This window comes from Leifsonia soli, from assembly GCF_013408745.1.
GTDB lineage: Bacteria > Actinomycetota > Actinomycetes > Actinomycetales > Microbacteriaceae > Leifsonia > Leifsonia soli.
This window is the reverse complement of the sequence record NZ_JACCBJ010000001.1, coordinates 2376377-2394345: the sequence shown is the minus strand read 5'-3', so window position 1 is coordinate 2394345 and position 17969 is coordinate 2376377. Positions and strand designations below refer to the sequence as shown.

The following is a 17969-nucleotide window of genomic DNA, read 5'->3' as shown; positions in this document are numbered from 1 at the left end:
GAAGACCAATGGAACGTCAACTGAAGCCGTGGCCCGCCCTCTGGGCGCTCGTCATCGGGTTCTTCATGATCCTGATCGACACCACTATCGTGTCGGTCGCCAACCCGTCGATCATGAAGGGGCTGAACCTCGGCACCGACTACAACGCCGTCATCTGGGTGACGAGCGCATACCTGCTCGCCTACGCGGTGCCGCTGCTCATCACCGGCCGCCTCGGCGACCGGTTCGGCCCGAAGAACCTCTACCTCATCGGCCTGGTGGTGTTCACCCTGGCCTCCGCCTGGTGCGGGTTCGCCGGGTCCATCGGCTTCCTGATCGCCGCGCGCGTCGTGCAGGGACTCGGCGCCGCCCTGATGACGCCGCAGACCATGGCCGTCATCACCCGCATCTTCCCGCCGGAGCGCCGCGGCGCGGCCATGGGCCTCTGGGGCGCCGTCGCCGGCGTCGCCACGCTGATCGGCCCGCTGCTCGGCGGCGTGCTCGTCGACAGCCTGGGATGGGAGTGGATCTTCTTCATCAACGTCCCCGTCGGCGTCGTGGCGTTCATCCTCGCGATGCGTCTCGTCCCGAAGCTCCCCACGCACTCGCACAGCTTCGACATTCTCGGCGTCATCCTGTCCGGCGTCGGCATGTTCCTGCTGGTGTTCGGCATCCAGGAGGGCAGCACCTACGACTGGGGCGTCATCTGGGGCCCGATCTCGGTCTGGGGTCTCATCATCGCCGGGATCGTCGTGCTCGCCGCGTTCGTCGTCTGGCAGGCGTTCAACAAGAAGGAGCCGCTGCTTCCCCTTCCGCTGTTCCGCGACCGCAACTTCTCGCTGTCGAACGGCGCGATCACCACGGTCGGCTTCGCCGTGACCTGTATGGCGCTGCCGCTGGTGTTCTACTTCCAGACCGTGCGCGGCCTCACGCCGACCGAGTCCGCTCTGATGCTCGCGCCGACCGCCATCTTCTCGGGAGTGCTCGCGCCGTTCGTCGGCCGGCTGATCGACAAGGTGAACCCGCGCAACATCGCCACCCCCGCGCTGGTGCTGTTCGCCTTCGCGCTGTTCCTCTACTCGCGGATGCTGTCCCCGGACGTGAACATCTTCCTGCTGCTCATCCCGAGCGCCCTGATGGGCATCGCGATGTCGGGCGTGTGGGGGCCGATCTCCACCACGGCGACGCGCAACCTGCCGATGAACCAGGCGGGAGCGGGATCGGGCGTGTTCAACACCACCCGTCAGATCGGCGCGGTGCTGGGCAGCGCGTCCATCGCCGCCCTGATCGAGGGGCGTCTCGCCGTCGACCTGCCGAAGGTCCCCGGCGGAGCTGCGAACGCCAGCGAGGCCGCCGCGGGCACCGAGCTGCCGCAGATCCTGCACGCCGGCTTCACCCAGGCGATGGCGGAGTCCCTCCTGCTTCCGGCGGCCGTCGCCTTCCTGGGCGCGCTCGTCGTCGTCTGGTGGGAGCGGCCGAAGCCGCCCGCGTGGGCGCGCCAGGCCGGTGGAGCCGGGGCCGGTGCGGGTGCCGCAGCTGCGGGCGCCCCGGCCGCCGAGGGTGCGCCGGCCGATGCTCCGGTCGCCGCGGGTGCGACGGCTGAGTCCTCCGAGGCCGCCACGCACGGCGCCCACGCCGCCCCGGTCCCGGTGGATGCGACCACCCACGGTGCTCATGCCGCTCCGGTGCCGCCCGCGACCGACCTCGCGCCCGGCGACGAGCCGCCGCACGGCCTTCACGCCGCGCCCGTCACCGACTGACGCCGACCGACACGGAAAAGGGAGGAGGTCGCAGCCACCCCGGCTGCGACCTCCTCCCTTTCGCGTTCCTCGCCGCGGCTCAGGCCGAGAACTCCTCCGCTTCCGTCACCACGCGCACCGCGTTGGACCACGGATCGTCGAAGCCGAGCGACCGGCCGTCCTCACGGGTCTGCACGCCGTAGTGCCGCATCCGCTCGGCCAGAGCACCGACATCGTCGGACGACGGCAATTTCAGCTGCACCTCGCCGAGGCCGAGGGCCAGGCGGCGGCGGCCGGCGCCGCGGCTGTTCCACGTGTTCATGGCCATGTGGTGGTGGTAGCCCCCGGCGCTGACGAACAGGGCCGAACCGCCGAGGGATGCGGTGGCCTCGAAGCCGAGCCGGTCGACGTAGAACTCGCGGGCCGTTGCGACGTCTCCGACCGAGAGGTGGACGTGCCCGACGGAGGCGTCGCCGAACAGGGTCGTCGCGGCCTGCGTCGCCTCCGCGAGCGCGACCCCGCGCTCCGTCAGGTGCTCCGACAGGAAGGCGTTGGGGTCGAGGTACAGCGTGTCCATCTCGACCTGGCCGTGCGTCCAGCTCCACAGCGAGCGGTCGCGGTCCCAGTACAGCTCGACGCCGTTGCCCTCCGGGTCGGTGAAGTAGAACGTCGTGCTGACCAGGTGGTCGGCGCTTCCGGTGAAGGTCCCTGGCGCGCGGCGCGCGACCGAGTAGACGGCGGCCGCCAGCGTCTCGGGGGTGTCGAACACGATCGCGGTGTGGAACAGCCCCGCCTCACCCGGGCCCGCGTGCTTCAGCTCCGGCGCGTGCTCCAGCACGACCGCCGGTGTCGCTCCGCGGCCCAGCACCACCCGTCCGCCCTCGGCGGCGAGGACGCTCAGGGTGACGGCGTCGCGGTAGTACGCGGTCATCCGGTCGAGGTCGGCGACGCGGAGGGTCACCGCGCCCATCGCGGAGTCTGCGGGGAGGAGGTCTGTCATGCCAGACACAACACCCCAGGTCACCGCGGTATTTCTCAAGCCCCGGGCGGAGCGCGCCCCTCGGCGTCAGGTCTCGATCGCGCCGCCGGTCTCGGCCAGGTAGCGGCGCAGCGTGAGGGTGGGGTCGGCGGACTGCATCCGCCGGTAGCGGGCGAAGTCGAGCTGGCTGCGCAGGGAGGCGCCCGACCGCATCCGCTCCGCCTGAGCGCCCTCGACCGACTGGATGCGCGCCGCCTCGGCGAACAGCACCTCCCGGTCGTCGGCGCGGATCACGAGCACGCCGTCGTCGTCGGCGACGATCCAGTGCTCAGCGGAGACGGCGACGCCGTCGAGGAACGCCGACCGCATCGCCGTTCCCGCGGGCGGCACACGGCGGGGCCCGAAGGGATGCGACCCGCGGCTGAACAGGGGCAGCCCGATCTCGCGCAGCTGCGCGGTGTCACGATGGCGTCCCCAGATGACCGCGCCCGACATCCCGGCTGTCGCCGCCTCCAGCAGCATCAGGTCGCCGACGCACGCCTCATCGTCGCGACCGCCGTTGTCGACGACGAGCACGGCTCCCGGGGGAGCGTCGTCGATCGTCTCCAGCAGCACGTCCACGCTGCCGAGGTGGGTGACCGGAGCGGCCGGACCCTGGAAGGGCCGGCCGGGAAGGAGGGCGACCAGGTCGACCGGAGCGGTCCCGACAGCGACTCTCAGACGCACGGCGGCGTCGGCGACGGCGGCTGTCGCGGGAGGCGGAGCGGAGGTGGCTGCAGCGTCCATGACGCGACGCTATACCGCGCGGCATGCGCGCTGCGGCATGCGTGCCGCGCCGGGGCCCACGGCGGACGTTACGCCCCGGTGAGCCGCTCCAGCAGCTCGCGATAGCGCGCCGCCGTGCGCTCGACGATGTCGGCGGGGAGCGCGGGCGGCGTCCCGGTCTTGTCCCAGTTCGCGGCCAGCCAGTCGCGGACGATCTGCTTGTCGAAGCTGGCCATGCGCTCCTCCGGCGTCGGCGCCGACGCGTAGACGGCCGCATCCCAGTACCGGCTGGAGTCGCTGGTCAGCACCTCGTCGGCGAGCGTGATCTCGCCCGTGGTCCGGTCGGCGCCGAACTCGAACTTGGTGTCGGCGATGATGATGCCCCGCGCCTCGGCGATCGCGGAGCCGCGCTCGTAGACGTGCAGCGAGAGGCGCCGCAGCTCCTCCGCCACATCCGCCCCGACCAGCTCGACCGTGCGCTCGAAGCTGATGTTCTCGTCGTGCTGCCCGAGCGGAGCCTTCCACGCGGGCGTGTACAGCGGCTCGGGAAGCCGGTCGCCGTTCTGCAGGCCGGCCGGCAGCGGGATGCCGCATACGCTCTGCGATGCGCGGTACTCGGCCCAGCCGCTGCCCGTCAGGTAGCCGCGGACGACGCACTCGACCGGGAACATGTCGAGCGGCTTCACCAGCATCGACCGCCCGGCGACCGCGGCGGGGATGCGCTCGACGACGGTGTCGCCCACCAGCGTGTGATCGGGGATCAGGTGGTTCGGCACGTCGTCCAGCTGGTCGAACCACCACAGGCTCAGCGTCGTGAGCAGCTCGCCCTTGGCGGGGATGCCCGGCTCCAGCACGTGGTCGAACGCGCTCACCCGGTCGCTGGCGACCACGAGCACGCTGTCCGCGTCGTGGAGGCCGGACGCGCCTACTGGCACGTACAGGTCGCGGACCTTGCCTGAGTAGACGTGGACCCATCCCGGAAGTTCGCTCACCCGTCCATCGTAGGGCGAGCAGCGAACCTCCCGGGCGGGGCCGCTAGGTGAGCAGTTTGGCCTTGGCGGCCGAGAACTCCTCGTCGGTGAGCACTCCCTGCGTGTGGAGCGTCGCCAGCTGCTGCAGCCGGGTCATCATGTCGTCCTCTGGAGCCGCCTGCTGCTGTGCTGCCGCCTGCTGTGCCGCGGCCTGCTGCGCGGCCGCCTGCTGCTGCGCTTGGGCCTCCTGGGCCTGCAGTGCCGCCTGCTGCTGCTCGTACTGCTCCTGCTCGTACTGGTTCTGGTACTTCTGCTGCTGGTGGTGCTGCACACCGCCGGCGACCGCCGTGGCGGTTCCGGCGACGACCGCTGTGCGCGCCGCCATCCCGATCAGTCCCGGGCGTCCGAATCGTCTCAATGGCATGGTGTCCTCCTCAGCCTTCCGTGGTCTCGAGCTCGTCGAAGGCGTCCGCGGCGACCGCGTTGAGCACGGGCGCCGGGATGCGCTCGCTGTGCAGCACGACGCCGCCCGACTGGAAGAACCGGTTCGCCAGATCCTTCGCCCAGAGGTGCTCGATCACGAGGATCGCCCCCGTCGATCCGGGCTCCAGGAGCTCCGCGATCTGCTGCACGTCCTCGTCCCCGGCGAGCCCGGTGGCGTCGAGCGTGATGTCGGTCAACCCGATCTCGTCCCCGATCTCCTCGAGCTCGATGATGTCGACGCTCCCGTCGTCGTGGCGTTCGACGAACACCAGGTCGAGCAGTCGCACCGTGCCGTTCTCGACCAGGTCGAGGATCGCCTCGACGACGCCGGGAGACGGCCGGTCGGTGTCGAACTGAGCGACCATGAACTCCGCCGGACCGTACTCGAATTCGGCCATTTCATCCTCTTCTCCGCGGCCCACCCCGCTGTCACGCGCACCATACTGCGGCGGTGAGCGGCCCGGCAATGCAGCAGTTCTGCGGATCGGGGAGCGGCGTCATGTGCCCGGTCACATTCCTAGAATGGGGATGTCGATCGAAGCGGATGGCCGCCCGACGACCAACCGGGAGGACCTCGATGGCCGAGAAGAACTGGGCGGGCAACTACGAGTACCAGGCGGAGCGGATCGCCCGGCCGGACACGATCGACGAACTCCGGGAGCTGGTGCTGAGCGCCCCCGCGGTGCGCGCCCTCGGCAGCAGGCACTCCTTCAACGACCTCGCCGACACCCCGGGGCTGCTCATCAGCACCGCCGGCCTGCCCGGCGATGTCCGCATCGACGAGGCCGCACGGACGGTCACGGTCGGCGGCGGCGTCCGCTACGGCGACCTCGCGCGCGTGCTGCAGGACGCGGGATGGGCGCTGCACAACCTCGCGTCCCTCCCGCACATCTCGGTCGCCGGCGCCGTCGCCACGGCGACGCACGGCTCGGGCGACCGCAACGGCAACCTGGCCACGGCCGTCGCGGGCCTGCGCATCCTGACGGGGACGGGCGAGCTCGTCGACGTGCGGCGCGGCGACGAGGGATTCGATGGCGCCGTCGTCGGCCTCGGGGCGCTCGGCGTTGTGACGGAGGTGACCCTCGACATCCGGCCGACGTACGATGCGCGTCAGCGGCTGTTCGGCGGCGTGCCGTGGGAGGCCGTGATCGACCGGTTCGACGAGGTCACCTCCTCCGCCTACAGCGTGAGCCTCTTCACGACGTGGGACGAGGAGGCCGTCTCACTCGCCTGGCTGAAGGAGCTGGACGGGGTCGACTCGCTGATCGAGGACGACTTCTTCGGAGCGCCCGCGCTGACCGAGCCGCGGCACATGATCCAGACGATGGATGTGCGCAACACCACCGAGCAGCTCGGTGTCGTCGGCCCGTGGAGCGAGCGCCTTGCGCACTTCCGCTTCGAGTTCACCCCGTCGAACGGCGAGGAGATCCAGTCGGAGTACCTGGTGCCGCGGGCTCGCGCCGTCGAGGCGATCGAGGCCGTCCGCGCGCTCGCGCCGGTGGTGGCCCCGCTGCTGCAGATCTCGGAGATCCGCACCGTCGCGGCCGACGACCTCTGGCTGTCCAGCGCGTACGGGACGGATGTGGTGGGTCTGCACTTCACGTGGTTCCGCGATCAGGCCGGCGTCGAGGCCGTGCTCCCGCAGCTCGAGGCCGCGCTGCTGCCGCTCGGCGCGCGTCCGCACTGGGGCAAGCTCTACGTCGATCGCGACCGCGTCGTCCCGTCCCTCTACCCGCGCCTCGCCGACTTCGCGGCCCTCGCAGCCCGCTTCGACCCCGCCGCGCGCTTCCGCAACCCCTTCCTCACCCGCCTCCTCCCCTGACCCCCACCGTCGAGTCCGCACAAATTGCACACGAAACGCCGCTGGGGCGTGCAGTTTTTGCGTACTCGACGGTGGGGCGGGGTCAGGAGACGCGGGCGGCGATGTCGGTGCGGTACTGGGCGCCCTCGAGGTGGATGCGGTCGAGCGCCGCGTAGGCCCGCGAGCGCGCCTCGGCGAAGCCGGTGCCGCGCGCGACGACCGACAGCACGCGTCCGCCGGTCGCGAGCAGCTCCCCGGTCGCCTCGTCGAGAACGGTCGCCGCGTGCGCGATCGTCACCTCGGGCACGGCGGCCGCCTCGCCGAGACCGGTGATCGGCCGACCGGTCTGCGGCGCCTCGGGGTACCCCTCGCTGGCCAGCACGACGGTCACGGCCGTGTCCAGGGCGAACTCGGGCCGGGGCAGACCGCCGAGGCCGCCCGTCGCCGCCGCGTGCAGCAGCGTGGACAGCGGCGTGACGAGCCGGGGGAGCACGACCTGCGTCTCCGGGTCGCCGAACCGCGCGTTGAACTCGATCACGCGGATGCCGCGGTCGGTCAGGATCAGCCCGCAGTAGAGCAGGCCGATGAACGGCGTCTGCTCGCGCGCCATCGTGCGCACGGTCGGCAGCGCGATCGTGTCGATGACCTCGTCCACGAAGCCCTCCGGCAGCCAGGGCAGCGGCGAGTACGCGCCCATCCCGCCGGTGTTCGGGCCGGCGTCGCCGTCGAGCAGCCGCTTGTAGTCCTGCGCGGGTGAGAGCGGGAGCACGTCGTGGCCGTCGCTGAGCAGGAACAGCGAGACCTCCTGCCCGTCGAGGAACTCCTCGATCAGCACTCCGCCGTGCCGGAGCCAGTGCGTCGCGTGCTCGGCGGCCGCTTCGCGCTCCTCGGTGACGAGCACGCCCTTGCCCGCGGCGAGGCCGTCGGCCTTGACGACGTAGGGCGCGCCGAACTCGTCGAGCGCCCGCTCGGCCTCGGCGAGCGTCTCCGCGCGGACGGCACGGCCTGTCGGAACGCCGGCCGCATCCATGATCCGCTTCGCGTACGCCTTCGACCCCTCCAGCTGGGCCGCCGCCTTTCCCGGGCCGAAGACCGGGATGCCGCGGGTGCGCAGCGGGTCGGCGACGCCGGCGACGAGCGGAGCCTCCGGGCCGATGACGACCAGTTCGATGCCGTGCTCGAGCGCGTACTCGGTGACCGCGACCCCGTCCAGCGGATCGAGCGACGGCTCCACGCGCACGTCCTGCGCGATGCCGGCGTTGCCGGGCGCGGCCACGATGTCGTGGCGCGCCTCCTCCGCGAGCAGTGCGGTGATGATGGCGTGCTCACGGGCACCGGAACCGAGGACGAGAATCTTCACGCCACCATGCTAGAGGGAGTGGATGCGGCACTCCGGCCTCGTGTCGCTGCGGTGGAAGGATGGATGCCATGGCGAGAGCGAAGATCGCGGACGAGGTCGGCGGCCCGGCCGTCCGCGCGGCCGTCGCGGGGGGCGCCGACCGCAACACCACGGCGACGGCCGTGCGGTACCTGCTGCAGCTCCTGGCGGAGCGCGCCCCGGGCAACACGGTCGAGGTGCGGGTGCCTCCGTTCGGCGCGGTGCAGTGCATCCCCGGTCCGCGGCACACCCGCGGGACGCCGCCGAACGTGATCGAGACGGATGCCGCCACCTGGCTGGCCCTCGCCTCCGGGTCGATGACGTGGGACGAAGGGCTCGCCTCCGGCGCCGTCCACGCCTCCGGCCAGCGCGCGTCGCTGGAGGGACTCGTCCCGCTGCGCTACTGACCCGCGCCGGTCCGGCGCAGACGCTGCTGGAGGTCCTCGCGCTCCCGGCGCTGGCGCGCGGCCAGGTCCGTGAGTTCGTCGTCGAAGCGGATGACCACCCGGGTCGCCGCGGATACGTCCTCGTCGATGCGAGCGGTGACCCGCCGAAGTTCGTACTGGAAGCCGGGGTCGTCCTGAACACCCGCCGAACGGGCGACCCCGTAGAAGTGCTCCTGCATGCGGATCATCTGGGAGCGGTAGTAGTGGATGTGCTCTTCCGCCTGCTCGATCCGGTCGCGTGCGGCCGACGCCTCGCGCTCGTGGGCGTCTTCGAGCTCCCCGATGCTGTGGAATTCGGTCATGTGATGCTGTTCACCCCGCCCGTGTAGTCGAGGTTCGCGGTGATGCGGCCGACTCCGTGCTCCACCTTCTGGGCGACCTGACCGGCGAGGACGGCGGTGTCCACGCGGGCACCGGTCACGGTGAGGAAGACCTCCGCGGAGAGCCCCTGCACCGTCGTCCAGGCGGTGGCTCTCGTCGTCGCGTTCTTGACGTGCACCATCGGCGGCAGCATCGAGTGCAGGAGCCCGACGGCGGCGGAGTGGATCATGTCGTCGATCGCCGCCTGTACGGCCTCGGCGGTGCCTTCCAGGCCCTCGCCGATCCCCGCGATCAGATCCTCGAGGTTCTGACCGGTCTGGTTCGAGAAGTATTCGGACACGGCTCGCTCCTTCGTCCGCTTACCGGCCGGCGAACGCCGACGCCCAGCGGGCGTCTTGTTCGCCGGCATGGACGACGGCGTTGCTGATGCCGTTGTAGAGCGAGTGGATGGTGTCGACGTGGTCGTCGATGCGGCGGTTGACCGCCTGGACGGCGTGCTCGTCGATGTTGTCCTCCACCCGCAGCCGTTCGGTGACCACGCAGTCCTCGATGTCCGCCTGGGTGAGGAAGGGGATCGTGAAGGCGCTGTTCTTGGCCTCGAGCAGGTCCAGGTGCATCCGCGCGGTGAGCCCTTCGTTCACGGATTTGATGGTGGTCAGGATGTCGGCGGCGCTGAAAATGTTGGAGGCCAGAGAGGTGGCCGCCAGCGTGTCCATCATGACCATGACCGTGGAGGCGGACCGGCCCGCGGATTCCCCGATCACGGGTACTTGGAGGGCGGTCAGGGCGCCGGCTACCAGCACGGCCAGCGGCTCCCGCAGCATCGGCGGGACCGCGTGGAGGAGGTTCTCCGTGATCTGGTACGAGTTGCGGGCGGGAACTCCGGCGCCTTCTATCCGACCGCTGCCGTCGAAGCGGAAGCCGGTGGAGAGGTTGTGGTTGGTGAGGAGGTCCTGGAACGGTTTGCCTGTGACGTAGATGGCTGCGCCGGTGCCGTTGCCGTGCGCGTTGCCGATGGCATCCCACTCGTTCAGGAAGTTGCGGAGCGGATTCTCTCCGGCAGCGTGCTGCTGCTCGACCCATTTCCGTGCCTGCGGGGACAGGTGCTCCCACGGGTCGGGGCCGTTGAAGCTGGTGCACGACCAGTGCTTCTCCGCCGCGACATACATCGCCAGGTACCCGCCCAGCGAGTGGCCGACGGTGGTGAAGCTCGCGCCGGGGTGCTTGGCCTGCATCTCCGTGGCGTACTTCACAGCCTGCTCGGTCTGTGTCGCCATCACTCTGCCCGCGATGACCGTCTGCGCATCCGTGTTCAGGTCGCCGTGGTGGGCGGGGTTCGTCCCGGCGTACGAGACGTACAGGCGGGAGAGGTCCGGCGTGCCGTTGACCAGGGGCGCCACCGTGATCGCCTGAAACCCCGTTACGGGGTCGTTCACGGGCTCGTCGATGACTTCGAATGTGGTGCCGCCTTGGCCGTCGGTGAAATGTCTGCCCTTAGCTATGGGCGGATTTGTCCAGCCGGGGTCCGCGGAATACACCTCGTTCGCGATTGCTGCGTCGTCGGAGTCAGAAGTCATTTGACGATCTCGGACGTGCCATCGCTGTACGTGAGAGCTACGCGCATCGGGGTAGGAGCAGGAACCCCGGTTGGCCAGGGCTCCCAAGAGGTCGAACCGATTCCGATGCCCAGAATCGCTTGGTATTCGACCTGACCCACGGACACGAGAGCATTGGCAGCCCATGTCCCGCTGCCGCTGACGCTGCCCTCCCGGGTGAAGGCGATTGCCTCGACTTCAGGGTGAGAGCCAATGAACTCGATCGCAGCTTTGCGTTGATTCGCCAGATTCGTCGAATGCTGGTGATTCATTTTTCCTCCATCGATTGAACAGCCACCCAAGCCGGTCGTGATTGCTGCCGCAATCACCGTGACGAGCGCTGCCCTGGCCACTGGTCTATGCAATCGGGGGTGCAGCGTCATTTCAGCACCTCACTTGTTCCATCGCTGTAGATGACCTTGACCGGACCGTGCGGTGAGGATGATCCCGGTGGCACGGAAGGAACTTCATCGCCCCCAGAGAGAAGGATTCCGAGGAGCTCCTGGTATTCCTCTCCGTCAATCATGAGGACGGCATCGGCGTTCCAGTCGCCCGCCCCGTTGACATGGCCCTCGGACGTAAATCTGATGGACTCCAACGCCGGGTGGGGGTAGTCGCGGATGGTCTGCTTGGCGACCTTCCGCTGGTTCGCGAGGTTGTCCTCGGTGTAGAGCTGTTGGTTCACGATTCCTCCAAAGATCGAGCAGCCGCTCAGGCCTGCGGTTGTTCCTGCGGCGATGGTCACGGCGAGCGCTGCCGCGACTATCCGCACGCGTCGACGGCAGTACGTCACGTCAGCACCTCCGACGTCCCGTTGCTGTAGGAGATGGTGACCGGACCTGCCACTGATCCCGGTGGGAGTGTCGGAAAGATGTCGCCCCCGGAGAGGTGAATTCCAAGAAGCTCTCTGTATTCCTTCCCCTCAATAGTGACGATGGCGTTGGCGTTCCAGTCGCCCGCACCATTGACGTGTCCCTCGGATGTGAACCGGATCGACTCAAGCGCCGGATTCGGGTAGTCGCGCATGGTCTGGAGCGCCACCGTCCGCTGATTCGCCAAGTTCTCCTCCGTGGTCAGCTGCTGGTTCACCACTCCGCGAAAGACCGAGCACCCGCCCAGTCCCGTCGTGACACCCGTGGCAAGCGCGACGACGACCTGTCGATACCTCGCCACGCCCGCACCCCCTTCCAACGCCTCTCACACCTAGAGACGCACCATCCCCGCATCCATGACGCCCGACGGTCGTTCAGTTTCGATCTGTGAAAATGGATGCATGAATGACAGTCCGGCCGACCCGGAGCAGACGCCGGAGCCGGACGGGATCGAGGAGACCGTCACGCCCGCCGAGGTCCGCGTGCGCCGGTCGCCGCGCTACTTCCGGTTCATGATCACCGGCGCCGTCCTGTTCGCGATCGTGGCGCTCATCCTCACCTTCTCGTTCCCCGAGAACCCGACCTACGACCGCGGTTCCGTCTTCGGCTTCCTGCTCGCGATCGGCGTGGCCGTGGGGGTCGCCGTCGGCGCGATCGTCGCCCTGGTGCTCGACCGGGTGACCGCCCGTCGAGCGCGCAGCGTCCAGGCGGATAGAATCGACGTGCGCGTCCCCGAGCCCGGGTCGTCGCCCGCGCGGCGTGAGGGCTCGCAGCCGGAGCCCGGCACGAACGACACCAGCACGAGCGACACCCAGAGCTGAACATCCCGACATCCTGAAAGGGGTCCGCTGTGGCCGGAGGCGACGGTCTTCTCAGTCACGATCTGCTACCCGGCGAGAAGGGACCGCAGGACGCCTGCGGCGTCTTCGGCGTCTGGGCCCCCGGCGAGGAGGTCGCCAAGCTCAGCTACTTCGGGCTCTACGCGCTCCAGCACCGCGGGCAGGAGTCGGCAGGCATCGCGACGAGCGACGGCGACAAGATCCTGATCTACAAGGACATGGGCCTCGTCTCGCAGGTGTTCAACGAGAACGCGCTGAACTCGCTGCCCGGCCACATCGCCGTCGGCCACACGCGCTACTCCACCACCGGCGCATCCAGCTGGCAGAACGCGCAGCCGACGCTCGGCTCGACGGCGAGCGGCACCGTCGCCCTCGGCCACAACGGCAACCTGACCAACACGGCCGAGCTGATGCAGCTGGTCCACGAGCGGTACCCGCAGCACGACGGAGAGCTCAGCCGGGGCAACACGACCGACACCGCGGTGGTCACCGCGCTGCTCACGGGCGACCTGGACCACACGCTCGAGTCGACCGCCCTGGAGGTGCTGCCGCGGCTGCGCGGCGCCTTCTGCCTGGTCTTCATGGACGAGCACACCCTCTACGCGGCGCGCGACCCGCAGGGCGTCCGCCCGCTCGTGCTCGGTCGTCTGGAGCGCGGCTGGGTCGTCGCCTCGGAGACCGCGGCCCTCGACATCGTCGGCGCGAGCTTCGTCCGCGAGGTCGAGCCGGGCGAGCTGATCGCCATCGACGAGAACGGCCTCCGCAGCAAGCGCTTCGCCAGCGAGAAGCGCGCGGGATGCGTTTTCGAGTACGTCTACCTGGCGCGCCCCGACACCACGATCTCCGGCCGCGGCGTCTACGAGGCCCGCGTCGAGATGGGCCGCCAGCTCGCGCGCGAGCACGCGGTCGAGGCCGACCTGGTCATCCCGACCCCCGAGTCCGGCACCCCCGCGGCGATCGGCTACGCGCAGGCGTCCGGCATCCCGTTCGGTCAGGGCCTCGTCAAGAACTCGTACGTCGGCCGCACGTTCATCCAGCCGTCGCAGACCATCCGCCAGCGCGGAATCAAGCTGAAGCTGAACCCGCTGAAGGAGGTCATCAAGGGCAAGCGCCTGATCGTGGTCGACGACTCCATCGTGCGCGGCAACACGCAGCGCGCCCTGGTGTCGATGCTCCGCGAGGCCGGCGCGGCCGAGGTGCACGTGCGCATCTCGAGCCCGCCCATCACCTGGCCGTGCTTCTACGGCATCGACTTCGCCTCCCGCGCCGAGCTCATCGCCACCGGCCTCGGGGTGGACGAGGTGCGCCAGTCGATCGGCGCCGACAGCCTCGGTTACCTCTCCGAGGACGGCATGATCGACGCGACCGAGCAGCCGCGCGAGCTGCTGTGCACCGCCTGCTTCACCGGCAAGTACCCGATCGAGCTGCCGGATGCACACCACCTCGGCAAGAACCTGCTGGAGCGCCCGGACGTCGCCGACACGGACGACGGCTCCGACGCGACGTCCGACGGCTGCGAGCCCGGCCCTGACTCCGAATTGGAGCCGCTGCTGAGCTTCGGCGACCCCGGACGCCAGGAGTAGGACCGCTTTTCCGGTGCCGGCGGGCCACGGATACGATGGAGCGGTGACCGACTCCTCCGCCTCCTCGTCCGCCTCCTACGCCGCCGCCGGCGTCGACACTGCAGCGGGCGACCGGGCCGTCGAGCTGATGAAGGCCGCCGTCGGCCGCACCCACGGTCCCGAGGTGCTGGGCGGGGTCGGCGGGTTCGCCGGGCTGTTCGATGTCTCGTTCCTCAAGGACTTCGACCGCCCGCTGCTGGCCACCTCGACCGACGGCGTCGGCACGAAGGTCGCCATCGCGCAGGCGCTCGACAAGCACGACACGATCGGACAGGACCTGGTCGGGATGGTCGTCGACGACATCGTCGTCGTGGGAGCCCGTCCGCTCTTCATGACGGACTACATCGCGTGCGGCAAGGTGGTCCCGGAGCGGATCGCCGCGATCGTCGCGGGCATCGCGACCGCATGCGCGGAGACCGGCACCGCCCTCGTCGGCGGTGAGACCGCCGAGCACCCCGGGCTGCTTGGCCCGGACGACTACGACGTCGCGGGCGCCGCGGTCGGCGCGGTCGAGGCGGATGCGGTGCTCGGTGCCGACCGCGTCCGCGACGGCGACGTCGTGCTCGCGATGGCGTCGTCCGGTCTCCACTCCAACGGCTTCTCGCTCGTCCGCCACATCCTCGCGGCCCGCGGCATCGGGTTCACCGACCGGTCGGCCGAGTTCGGCGGCGTGGTCGGCGAGACCCTGCTGGAGCCCACGCGTCTCTACACCGCGCCGCTGCTGCGCGTGCTGCAGGACCCGGCCCTGACCGGCGCCGTCCACTCCCTCAGCCATGTCACCGGCGGCGGCATCGCCGCGAACCTCGCCCGGGTGCTCCCGGTCGGCTCGTGGGTCGAGATCGACCGCTCCACCTGGTCGCCGACGCCGGTCTTCCGCATCCTGAGCGACCTGGCGGGCAACACGCTCGAGTCGAGCGAGGGCACCTGGAACCTCGGCATCGGGATGTTCGCGGTCGTCGCACCGGATGCGGCGGACGCGGTGGCCGCGGCGATCACGGCCGACGGCATCCCGACCTGGCGCGCTGGCACCGTCTCGACCGCCGCACGTGACCTGACCGGCTTCGAGCAGGGCGCCAAGGGCGTCGACGGCGGCGCCGTCCGCCTCGTCGGCTCCTACGCCGGCTGACCGCACGTCACCCTTTTTGGTCGGAGCGCGACCGGGCGTCCTCCCGCTAGAGTGACGCGTGTGAGCCGACCGCACGCCCGCTTCCGCCTGGCGTCGGCGCTCACCCTGGCGGTCTTCTCCGGCCTCGGGATCGCGGCGGCCTCTCCGGCCCTGGCGGCGCAATCGGTCGCCGCACAGCCGGCGCCGTCCGATGCCCTCACGCCGCTCGTCGACTGCGTGCAGGATGCGCCGCTCGGCGCGGTCGCCGCCCGCACGGTCGTGCTCGGCTACCGTTCGACCGCCTCCGCGCCCGTCTCGGTCCCGGCGGGGAGCGGAGCCAACGACCTCACCTCGGGCGCAGCCGACCGCGGGCAGCCGTCCAGCTTCGACCCGGGTGAGCACCACGGCGTCTGGCTGCTGACCCTGGATGCCGCAGCCGAGCCCGCGCTCGCCTGGCTGCTGGGCGCGACGACGACCGACTTCACCTCCGCGCCCGCGTGCACGGCGGCGACCGCCGTCACCATCAGCACGCCGACGCGCGTGACGGCCGGCGCCACCGTCTCGGTCTCGGCCACCGTCACGCGGATGCTGCTCGCCGCCCCGGGCTCCGGGACCGTCGCGTTCGCCCTCGACGGCGGCGCGCCGGTCGTGGCGGCGGTCTCCGCCGGCGGGGTCGCCCGCGCCGACCTCCCGGTCTCGGCCGCGGGCGCGCACACCGTCACGGCGGCTTTCCAGCCCGAGCAGGGATCCGGCCTCCTCGCCGCAGTGGGAACGGCCGCGTTCACGGCGACGGCGCCGAGTGCTCCCCTGACCGTCGCCACCGACTCCGTCGTCGCCGGGAGCACCAGCGTGCTCGTCACCGTCGCCCGCTCCTCCACGGTCGGCGACGCCACGGTGGACGTCATGACCGCTGACGGCACCGCGCGCGCGGGTGCCGACTATACGGCCGTCGCCACGATGGTCGCACTGGCCGACGGTCAGACGTCGGCGACCGTCCGGGTGCCGCTCGCCTCCCGGCCGGCCGGTTCGGCCGCCGTGACCTTCTTCGTGCTCCTGCAGCGCGCATCCACCGCGGTGACCACCGCCTCCGCGACGGTGGCGCTGCCCGCCGTCCCCGCCGCGACCCCCGCGTCCGCAGCGGGGAAGACGCACGCGGACGCTGCGGCCGCGGTCTCCTCGGTGCTCCCGCCGGACGACCCGACGGCGGGGCCCGGCGCGACGGCGGCGACCGGACAGGACCTCGCCCTGCTGTTCGGCGGAATCCTGCTGACCGCCGGCGGCATCCTCGGCGTCCTCGGGCTCGTCCGTGCCGCGGGGATGCGCGAAGCGCGGACATGACAAACGTCACCCGCAGATCCTGACACCCGCTCTGCTCGTCGCCGGGCGGTCAGCGGCAGCCTGGAGAGGTGAACGAGACACCCGCCATCCATCTGTCCGGCCTGCGCAAGACCTTCGGCGCGCTCACGGCCGTCGACGGCGTCGACCTGAGCATCCGCCCGGGTGAGGTCGTCGCCCTGCTGGGCCCCAACGGTGCCGGCAAGTCCACGACCATCGACCTGGCACTCGGGCTCGCGCGACCGACCGCGGGCGGCGTCGAGCTGTTCGGCGCTCCTCCGCGCGACGCCGTCGCCGCCGGCCGGGTCGGCGCCATGCTCCAGGGCGGCGCCCTGCTGCCGACGTTGACGGTGGCCGAGTCGGTGGCGCTCGTCGCCGCCGCGCACCGGCACCCGCTCAGCGTCGCCGAGGCTCTCGACCGGGCGCGGTGCACCGAGATCGCCCGCCAGCGGGTCTCGAAGCTGTCCGGCGGGCAGTTGCAGCGCGCCCGGTTCGCGGTCGCCGTGGTCTCCGATCCGGACCTGCTGTTCCTCGACGAGCCGACGGCGGCGATGGACGTGGAGGCGCGCCGCACCTTCTGGCAGTCGATGCGCGCGTTCACGGCCGCCGGGCGCACCGTCGTGTTCGCCACCCACTACCTCGACGAGGCGGACGAGTATGCCGACCGCATCGTGATGATGGCGCGCGGACGGATCGTCGCCGACGGCACGCCCGCCGAGGTCAAGGCGGTCGTCTCCGGCCGTCGCATCCGTGCCACCGCCGCCTTCCCGGAGACCCCGGCGAGCACCGCCGCGCTCGCCGCGCTCCCCGGGGTCCGAAGCGCCGACCGGCACGGGGACGTGCTGACCCTCATCAGCGACGACTCCGACGCCACCCTGCGGGCCCTGATCCCCACGCACGACGACATCCACGACATCGAAGTGACCGCGCACACCATGGACGAGGCCTTCCTCGCTCTCACCGAGGCGCGCGACACGGAAGGAGCCCTCTCATGAGCATCGCCTACCTGGGGCGCGAGTCCCTCCGTCAGCTGAAGAACATGCGCGCGATGATCTTCACCCTCGCCGTGCCGCTGGTGATGCTCTTCGCCTTCGGCGGCACCTTCGGCGGCGCGGGGCAGGTGGATGCGGCGACGCACCTCCCCTGGATCGCGGTCACGACCATCCAGGTCGCTGCGTACGGCGGGATGATGTCCGCCCTCTCACAGGCGTTCCAGATCGTCACCGAACGTTCGATCGGGTGGAACCGCCAGCTGCGCATCACCCCGCTGACCGGCACGGGCTACCTGGTGTCGAAGCTTGTTGCCGCGCTGGCGCTCGCCCTGTTCAGCATCGTCGTCATCATCGGCGTCTCCATCGCGCTCTACCATCCCCACCTCTCCGCGGGCAGCTGGATTCTCGCGGCGCTGGGGATCTGGTGCGGCGTCATCCCGTTCGCGCTGCTCGGCATCCTGATCGGGCAGCTCGCCAAGCCGGAGTTCGCTCAGCCGCTGTTCATGGCGGTGTTCATGGGCATGGCCGTCCTTGGCGGCCTGTGGATCCCCCTCCAGCTCTTCCCGGCCTGGGTGGCGGATGTGGCGAAGGCGGTCCCGTCGTACTGGCTCAACCGCGTCGGTCAGCTCGGCGCGCTGCAGAGCGGCGACGCGCTCACGCCGGCGATCGTGCTCACCGCGTGGGCGCTCGCGCTCGGCGCGCTCATCGTGTGGCGCTACCGGCGGGATGCGGCCCGGGGCTGAGCGG

Annotated in this window: 21 protein-coding genes; 9 read left to right on the top strand and 12 right to left on the bottom strand. The window is 70.6% G+C overall.

Annotated features, from left to right (window positions below):
- Nucleotides 1-8 precede the first annotated feature (8 nt).
- Nucleotides 9-1739, top strand: coding sequence for a DHA2 family efflux MFS transporter permease subunit (locus BJ963_RS11585; RefSeq protein WP_179456753.1), 1731 nt, complete (start codon nucleotides 9-11; stop codon nucleotides 1737-1739).
- A 79-nt stretch (nucleotides 1740-1818) separates the two neighbouring features.
- Here BJ963_RS11585 and BJ963_RS11580 read toward each other — a convergent pair whose 3' ends face one another.
- The 5 genes from BJ963_RS11580 to BJ963_RS11560 form a co-directional block, all read right to left on the bottom strand.
- Nucleotides 1819-2718 carry a VOC family protein gene (locus tag BJ963_RS11580; protein WP_218857068.1) on the bottom strand — a complete coding sequence of 300 codons (900 nt, stop codon included), beginning with the start codon at nucleotides 2716-2718 and terminating at the stop codon, nucleotides 1819-1821.
- A gap of 66 nt (nucleotides 2719-2784) precedes the next feature.
- Nucleotides 2785-3483, bottom strand: coding sequence for an RraA family protein (locus tag BJ963_RS11575; protein ID WP_179456751.1), 699 nt, complete (start codon nucleotides 3481-3483; stop codon nucleotides 2785-2787).
- Between the two features lie 68 nt (nucleotides 3484-3551).
- Nucleotides 3552-4454: a phosphoribosylaminoimidazolesuccinocarboxamide synthase gene (locus BJ963_RS11570; RefSeq protein ID WP_179456749.1), complete on the bottom strand. Its 903-nt coding sequence runs from the start codon at nucleotides 4452-4454 to the stop codon at nucleotides 3552-3554.
- 43 nt (nucleotides 4455-4497) lie between these two features.
- Nucleotides 4498-4857 carry an SHOCT domain-containing protein gene (locus BJ963_RS11565; protein WP_179456747.1) on the bottom strand — a complete coding sequence of 120 codons (360 nt, stop codon included), beginning with the start codon at nucleotides 4855-4857 and terminating at the stop codon, nucleotides 4498-4500.
- A gap of 10 nt (nucleotides 4858-4867) precedes the next feature.
- Entirely contained in the window at nucleotides 4868-5314 is a 447-nt protein-coding gene (locus tag BJ963_RS11560) for a DUF6325 family protein (protein WP_179456745.1), read from the bottom strand.
- Between the two features lie 179 nt (nucleotides 5315-5493).
- On the opposite strand from BJ963_RS11560, the gene BJ963_RS11555 reads away from it, so the two are divergent.
- Complete coding sequence (locus BJ963_RS11555; RefSeq protein WP_179456743.1) at nucleotides 5494-6738, top strand: FAD-binding protein; 1245 nt, start codon at nucleotides 5494-5496, stop codon at nucleotides 6736-6738.
- 82 nt (nucleotides 6739-6820) lie between these two features.
- Here the strand turns inward: BJ963_RS11555 and purD are convergent, their stop codons facing one another.
- Complete coding sequence (gene purD, locus BJ963_RS11550; RefSeq protein WP_179456741.1) at nucleotides 6821-8077, bottom strand: phosphoribosylamine--glycine ligase; 1257 nt, start codon at nucleotides 8075-8077, stop codon at nucleotides 6821-6823.
- Nucleotides 8078-8145: 68 nt separating this feature from the next.
- Here purD and BJ963_RS11545 point away from each other — a divergent pair, with 68 nt between their 5' ends.
- On the top strand, nucleotides 8146-8502 hold the full coding sequence (locus tag BJ963_RS11545; protein WP_179456739.1) for a sterol carrier family protein: 357 nt from the start codon (nucleotides 8146-8148) through the stop codon (nucleotides 8500-8502).
- Here the strand turns inward: BJ963_RS11545 and BJ963_RS11540 are convergent.
- The 6 genes from BJ963_RS11540 to BJ963_RS11515 all read right to left on the bottom strand — a co-directional run bounded on the left by BJ963_RS11540 (nucleotide 8496) and on the right by BJ963_RS11515 (nucleotide 11630).
- Nucleotides 8496-8843: a hypothetical protein gene (locus tag BJ963_RS11540; protein WP_179456737.1), complete on the bottom strand. Its 348-nt coding sequence runs from the start codon at nucleotides 8841-8843 to the stop codon at nucleotides 8496-8498. The genes BJ963_RS11545 and BJ963_RS11540 overlap by 7 nt on opposite strands.
- The gene (locus BJ963_RS11535) at nucleotides 8840-9202 is read right to left on the bottom strand and encodes a hypothetical protein (protein ID WP_179456735.1); all 363 of its coding nucleotides are present in this window, start codon (nucleotides 9200-9202) and stop codon (nucleotides 8840-8842) included. The genes BJ963_RS11540 and BJ963_RS11535 overlap by 4 nt, the downstream gene beginning before the upstream one ends.
- 19 nt (nucleotides 9203-9221) lie before the next feature.
- Nucleotides 9222-10298 (bottom strand): Tle-like phospholipase domain-containing protein, encoded by a 1077-nt coding sequence (locus tag BJ963_RS11530; protein ID WP_179456733.1) that lies wholly within the window; start codon nucleotides 10296-10298, stop codon nucleotides 9222-9224.
- Between the two features lie 137 nt (nucleotides 10299-10435).
- A complete protein-coding gene (locus BJ963_RS11525; protein ID WP_231946995.1) occupies nucleotides 10436-10810 on the bottom strand; it encodes a hypothetical protein in 375 nt (124 codons plus the stop codon).
- A gap of 26 nt (nucleotides 10811-10836) precedes the next feature.
- The gene (locus tag BJ963_RS11520) at nucleotides 10837-11202 is read right to left on the bottom strand and encodes a hypothetical protein (protein WP_343037266.1); all 366 of its coding nucleotides are present in this window, start codon (nucleotides 11200-11202) and stop codon (nucleotides 10837-10839) included.
- Between the two features lie 44 nt (nucleotides 11203-11246).
- Nucleotides 11247-11630: a hypothetical protein gene (locus BJ963_RS11515; RefSeq protein WP_343037265.1), complete on the bottom strand. Its 384-nt coding sequence runs from the start codon at nucleotides 11628-11630 to the stop codon at nucleotides 11247-11249.
- 100 nt (nucleotides 11631-11730) lie between these two features.
- Here BJ963_RS11515 and BJ963_RS11510 point away from each other — a divergent pair, with 100 nt between their 5' ends.
- The 6 genes from BJ963_RS11510 (at nucleotide 11731) to BJ963_RS11485 (ending at nucleotide 17965) form a co-directional block, all read left to right on the top strand.
- Nucleotides 11731-12150 carry a hypothetical protein gene (locus BJ963_RS11510; RefSeq protein ID WP_089907766.1) on the top strand — a complete coding sequence of 140 codons (420 nt, stop codon included), beginning with the start codon at nucleotides 11731-11733 and terminating at the stop codon, nucleotides 12148-12150.
- Nucleotides 12151-12179: 29 nt separating this feature from the next.
- Nucleotides 12180-13751 carry an amidophosphoribosyltransferase gene (purF, locus tag BJ963_RS11505; protein WP_179456731.1) on the top strand — a complete coding sequence of 524 codons (1572 nt, stop codon included), beginning with the start codon at nucleotides 12180-12182 and terminating at the stop codon, nucleotides 13749-13751.
- Between the two features lie 43 nt (nucleotides 13752-13794).
- Nucleotides 13795-14916, top strand: a complete 1122-nt coding sequence (purM, locus tag BJ963_RS11500; RefSeq protein ID WP_179456729.1) for a phosphoribosylformylglycinamidine cyclo-ligase — start codon at nucleotides 13795-13797, stop codon at nucleotides 14914-14916.
- A 60-nt stretch (nucleotides 14917-14976) separates the two neighbouring features.
- A complete protein-coding gene (locus BJ963_RS19530) occupies nucleotides 14977-16233 on the top strand; it encodes a Calx-beta domain-containing protein (RefSeq protein WP_179456727.1) in 1257 nt (418 codons plus the stop codon).
- A 68-nt stretch (nucleotides 16234-16301) separates the two neighbouring features.
- On the top strand, nucleotides 16302-17225 hold the full coding sequence (locus BJ963_RS11490; protein ID WP_179456725.1) for an ATP-binding cassette domain-containing protein: 924 nt from the start codon (nucleotides 16302-16304) through the stop codon (nucleotides 17223-17225).
- Entirely contained in the window at nucleotides 17222-17965 is a 744-nt protein-coding gene (locus BJ963_RS11485) for an ABC transporter permease (RefSeq protein WP_179456723.1), read from the top strand. Before BJ963_RS11490 ends, BJ963_RS11485 begins: the two co-directional genes overlap by 4 nt.
- Nucleotides 17966-17969 lie beyond the last annotated feature (4 nt).

Bases quoted from the DNA above. Each gene is read 5' to 3' on its own strand.
- BJ963_RS11585 (WP_179456753.1), top strand. From the start codon at position 9: ATGGAACGTCAACTGAAGCCGTGGCCCGCCCTCTGGGCGCTCGTCATC.
- BJ963_RS11580 (WP_218857068.1), bottom strand. From the start codon at position 2,718: ATGACAGACCTCCTCCCCGCAGACTCCGCGATGGGCGCGGTGACCCTC.
- BJ963_RS11575 (WP_179456751.1), bottom strand. From the start codon at position 3,483: ATGGACGCTGCAGCCACCTCCGCTCCGCCTCCCGCGACAGCCGCCGTC.
- BJ963_RS11565 (WP_179456747.1), bottom strand. From the start codon at position 4,857: ATGCCATTGAGACGATTCGGACGCCCGGGACTGATCGGGATGGCGGCG.
- BJ963_RS11560 (WP_179456745.1), bottom strand. From the start codon at position 5,314: ATGGCCGAATTCGAGTACGGTCCGGCGGAGTTCATGGTCGCTCAGTTC.
- BJ963_RS11555 (WP_179456743.1), top strand. From the start codon at position 5,494: ATGGCCGAGAAGAACTGGGCGGGCAACTACGAGTACCAGGCGGAGCGG.
- BJ963_RS11545 (WP_179456739.1), top strand. From the start codon at position 8,146: ATGGCGAGAGCGAAGATCGCGGACGAGGTCGGCGGCCCGGCCGTCCGC.
- BJ963_RS11540 (WP_179456737.1), bottom strand. From the start codon at position 8,843: ATGACCGAATTCCACAGCATCGGGGAGCTCGAAGACGCCCACGAGCGC.
- BJ963_RS11510 (WP_089907766.1), top strand. From the start codon at position 11,731: ATGAATGACAGTCCGGCCGACCCGGAGCAGACGCCGGAGCCGGACGGG.
- BJ963_RS11485 (WP_179456723.1), top strand. From the start codon at position 17,222: ATGAGCATCGCCTACCTGGGGCGCGAGTCCCTCCGTCAGCTGAAGAAC.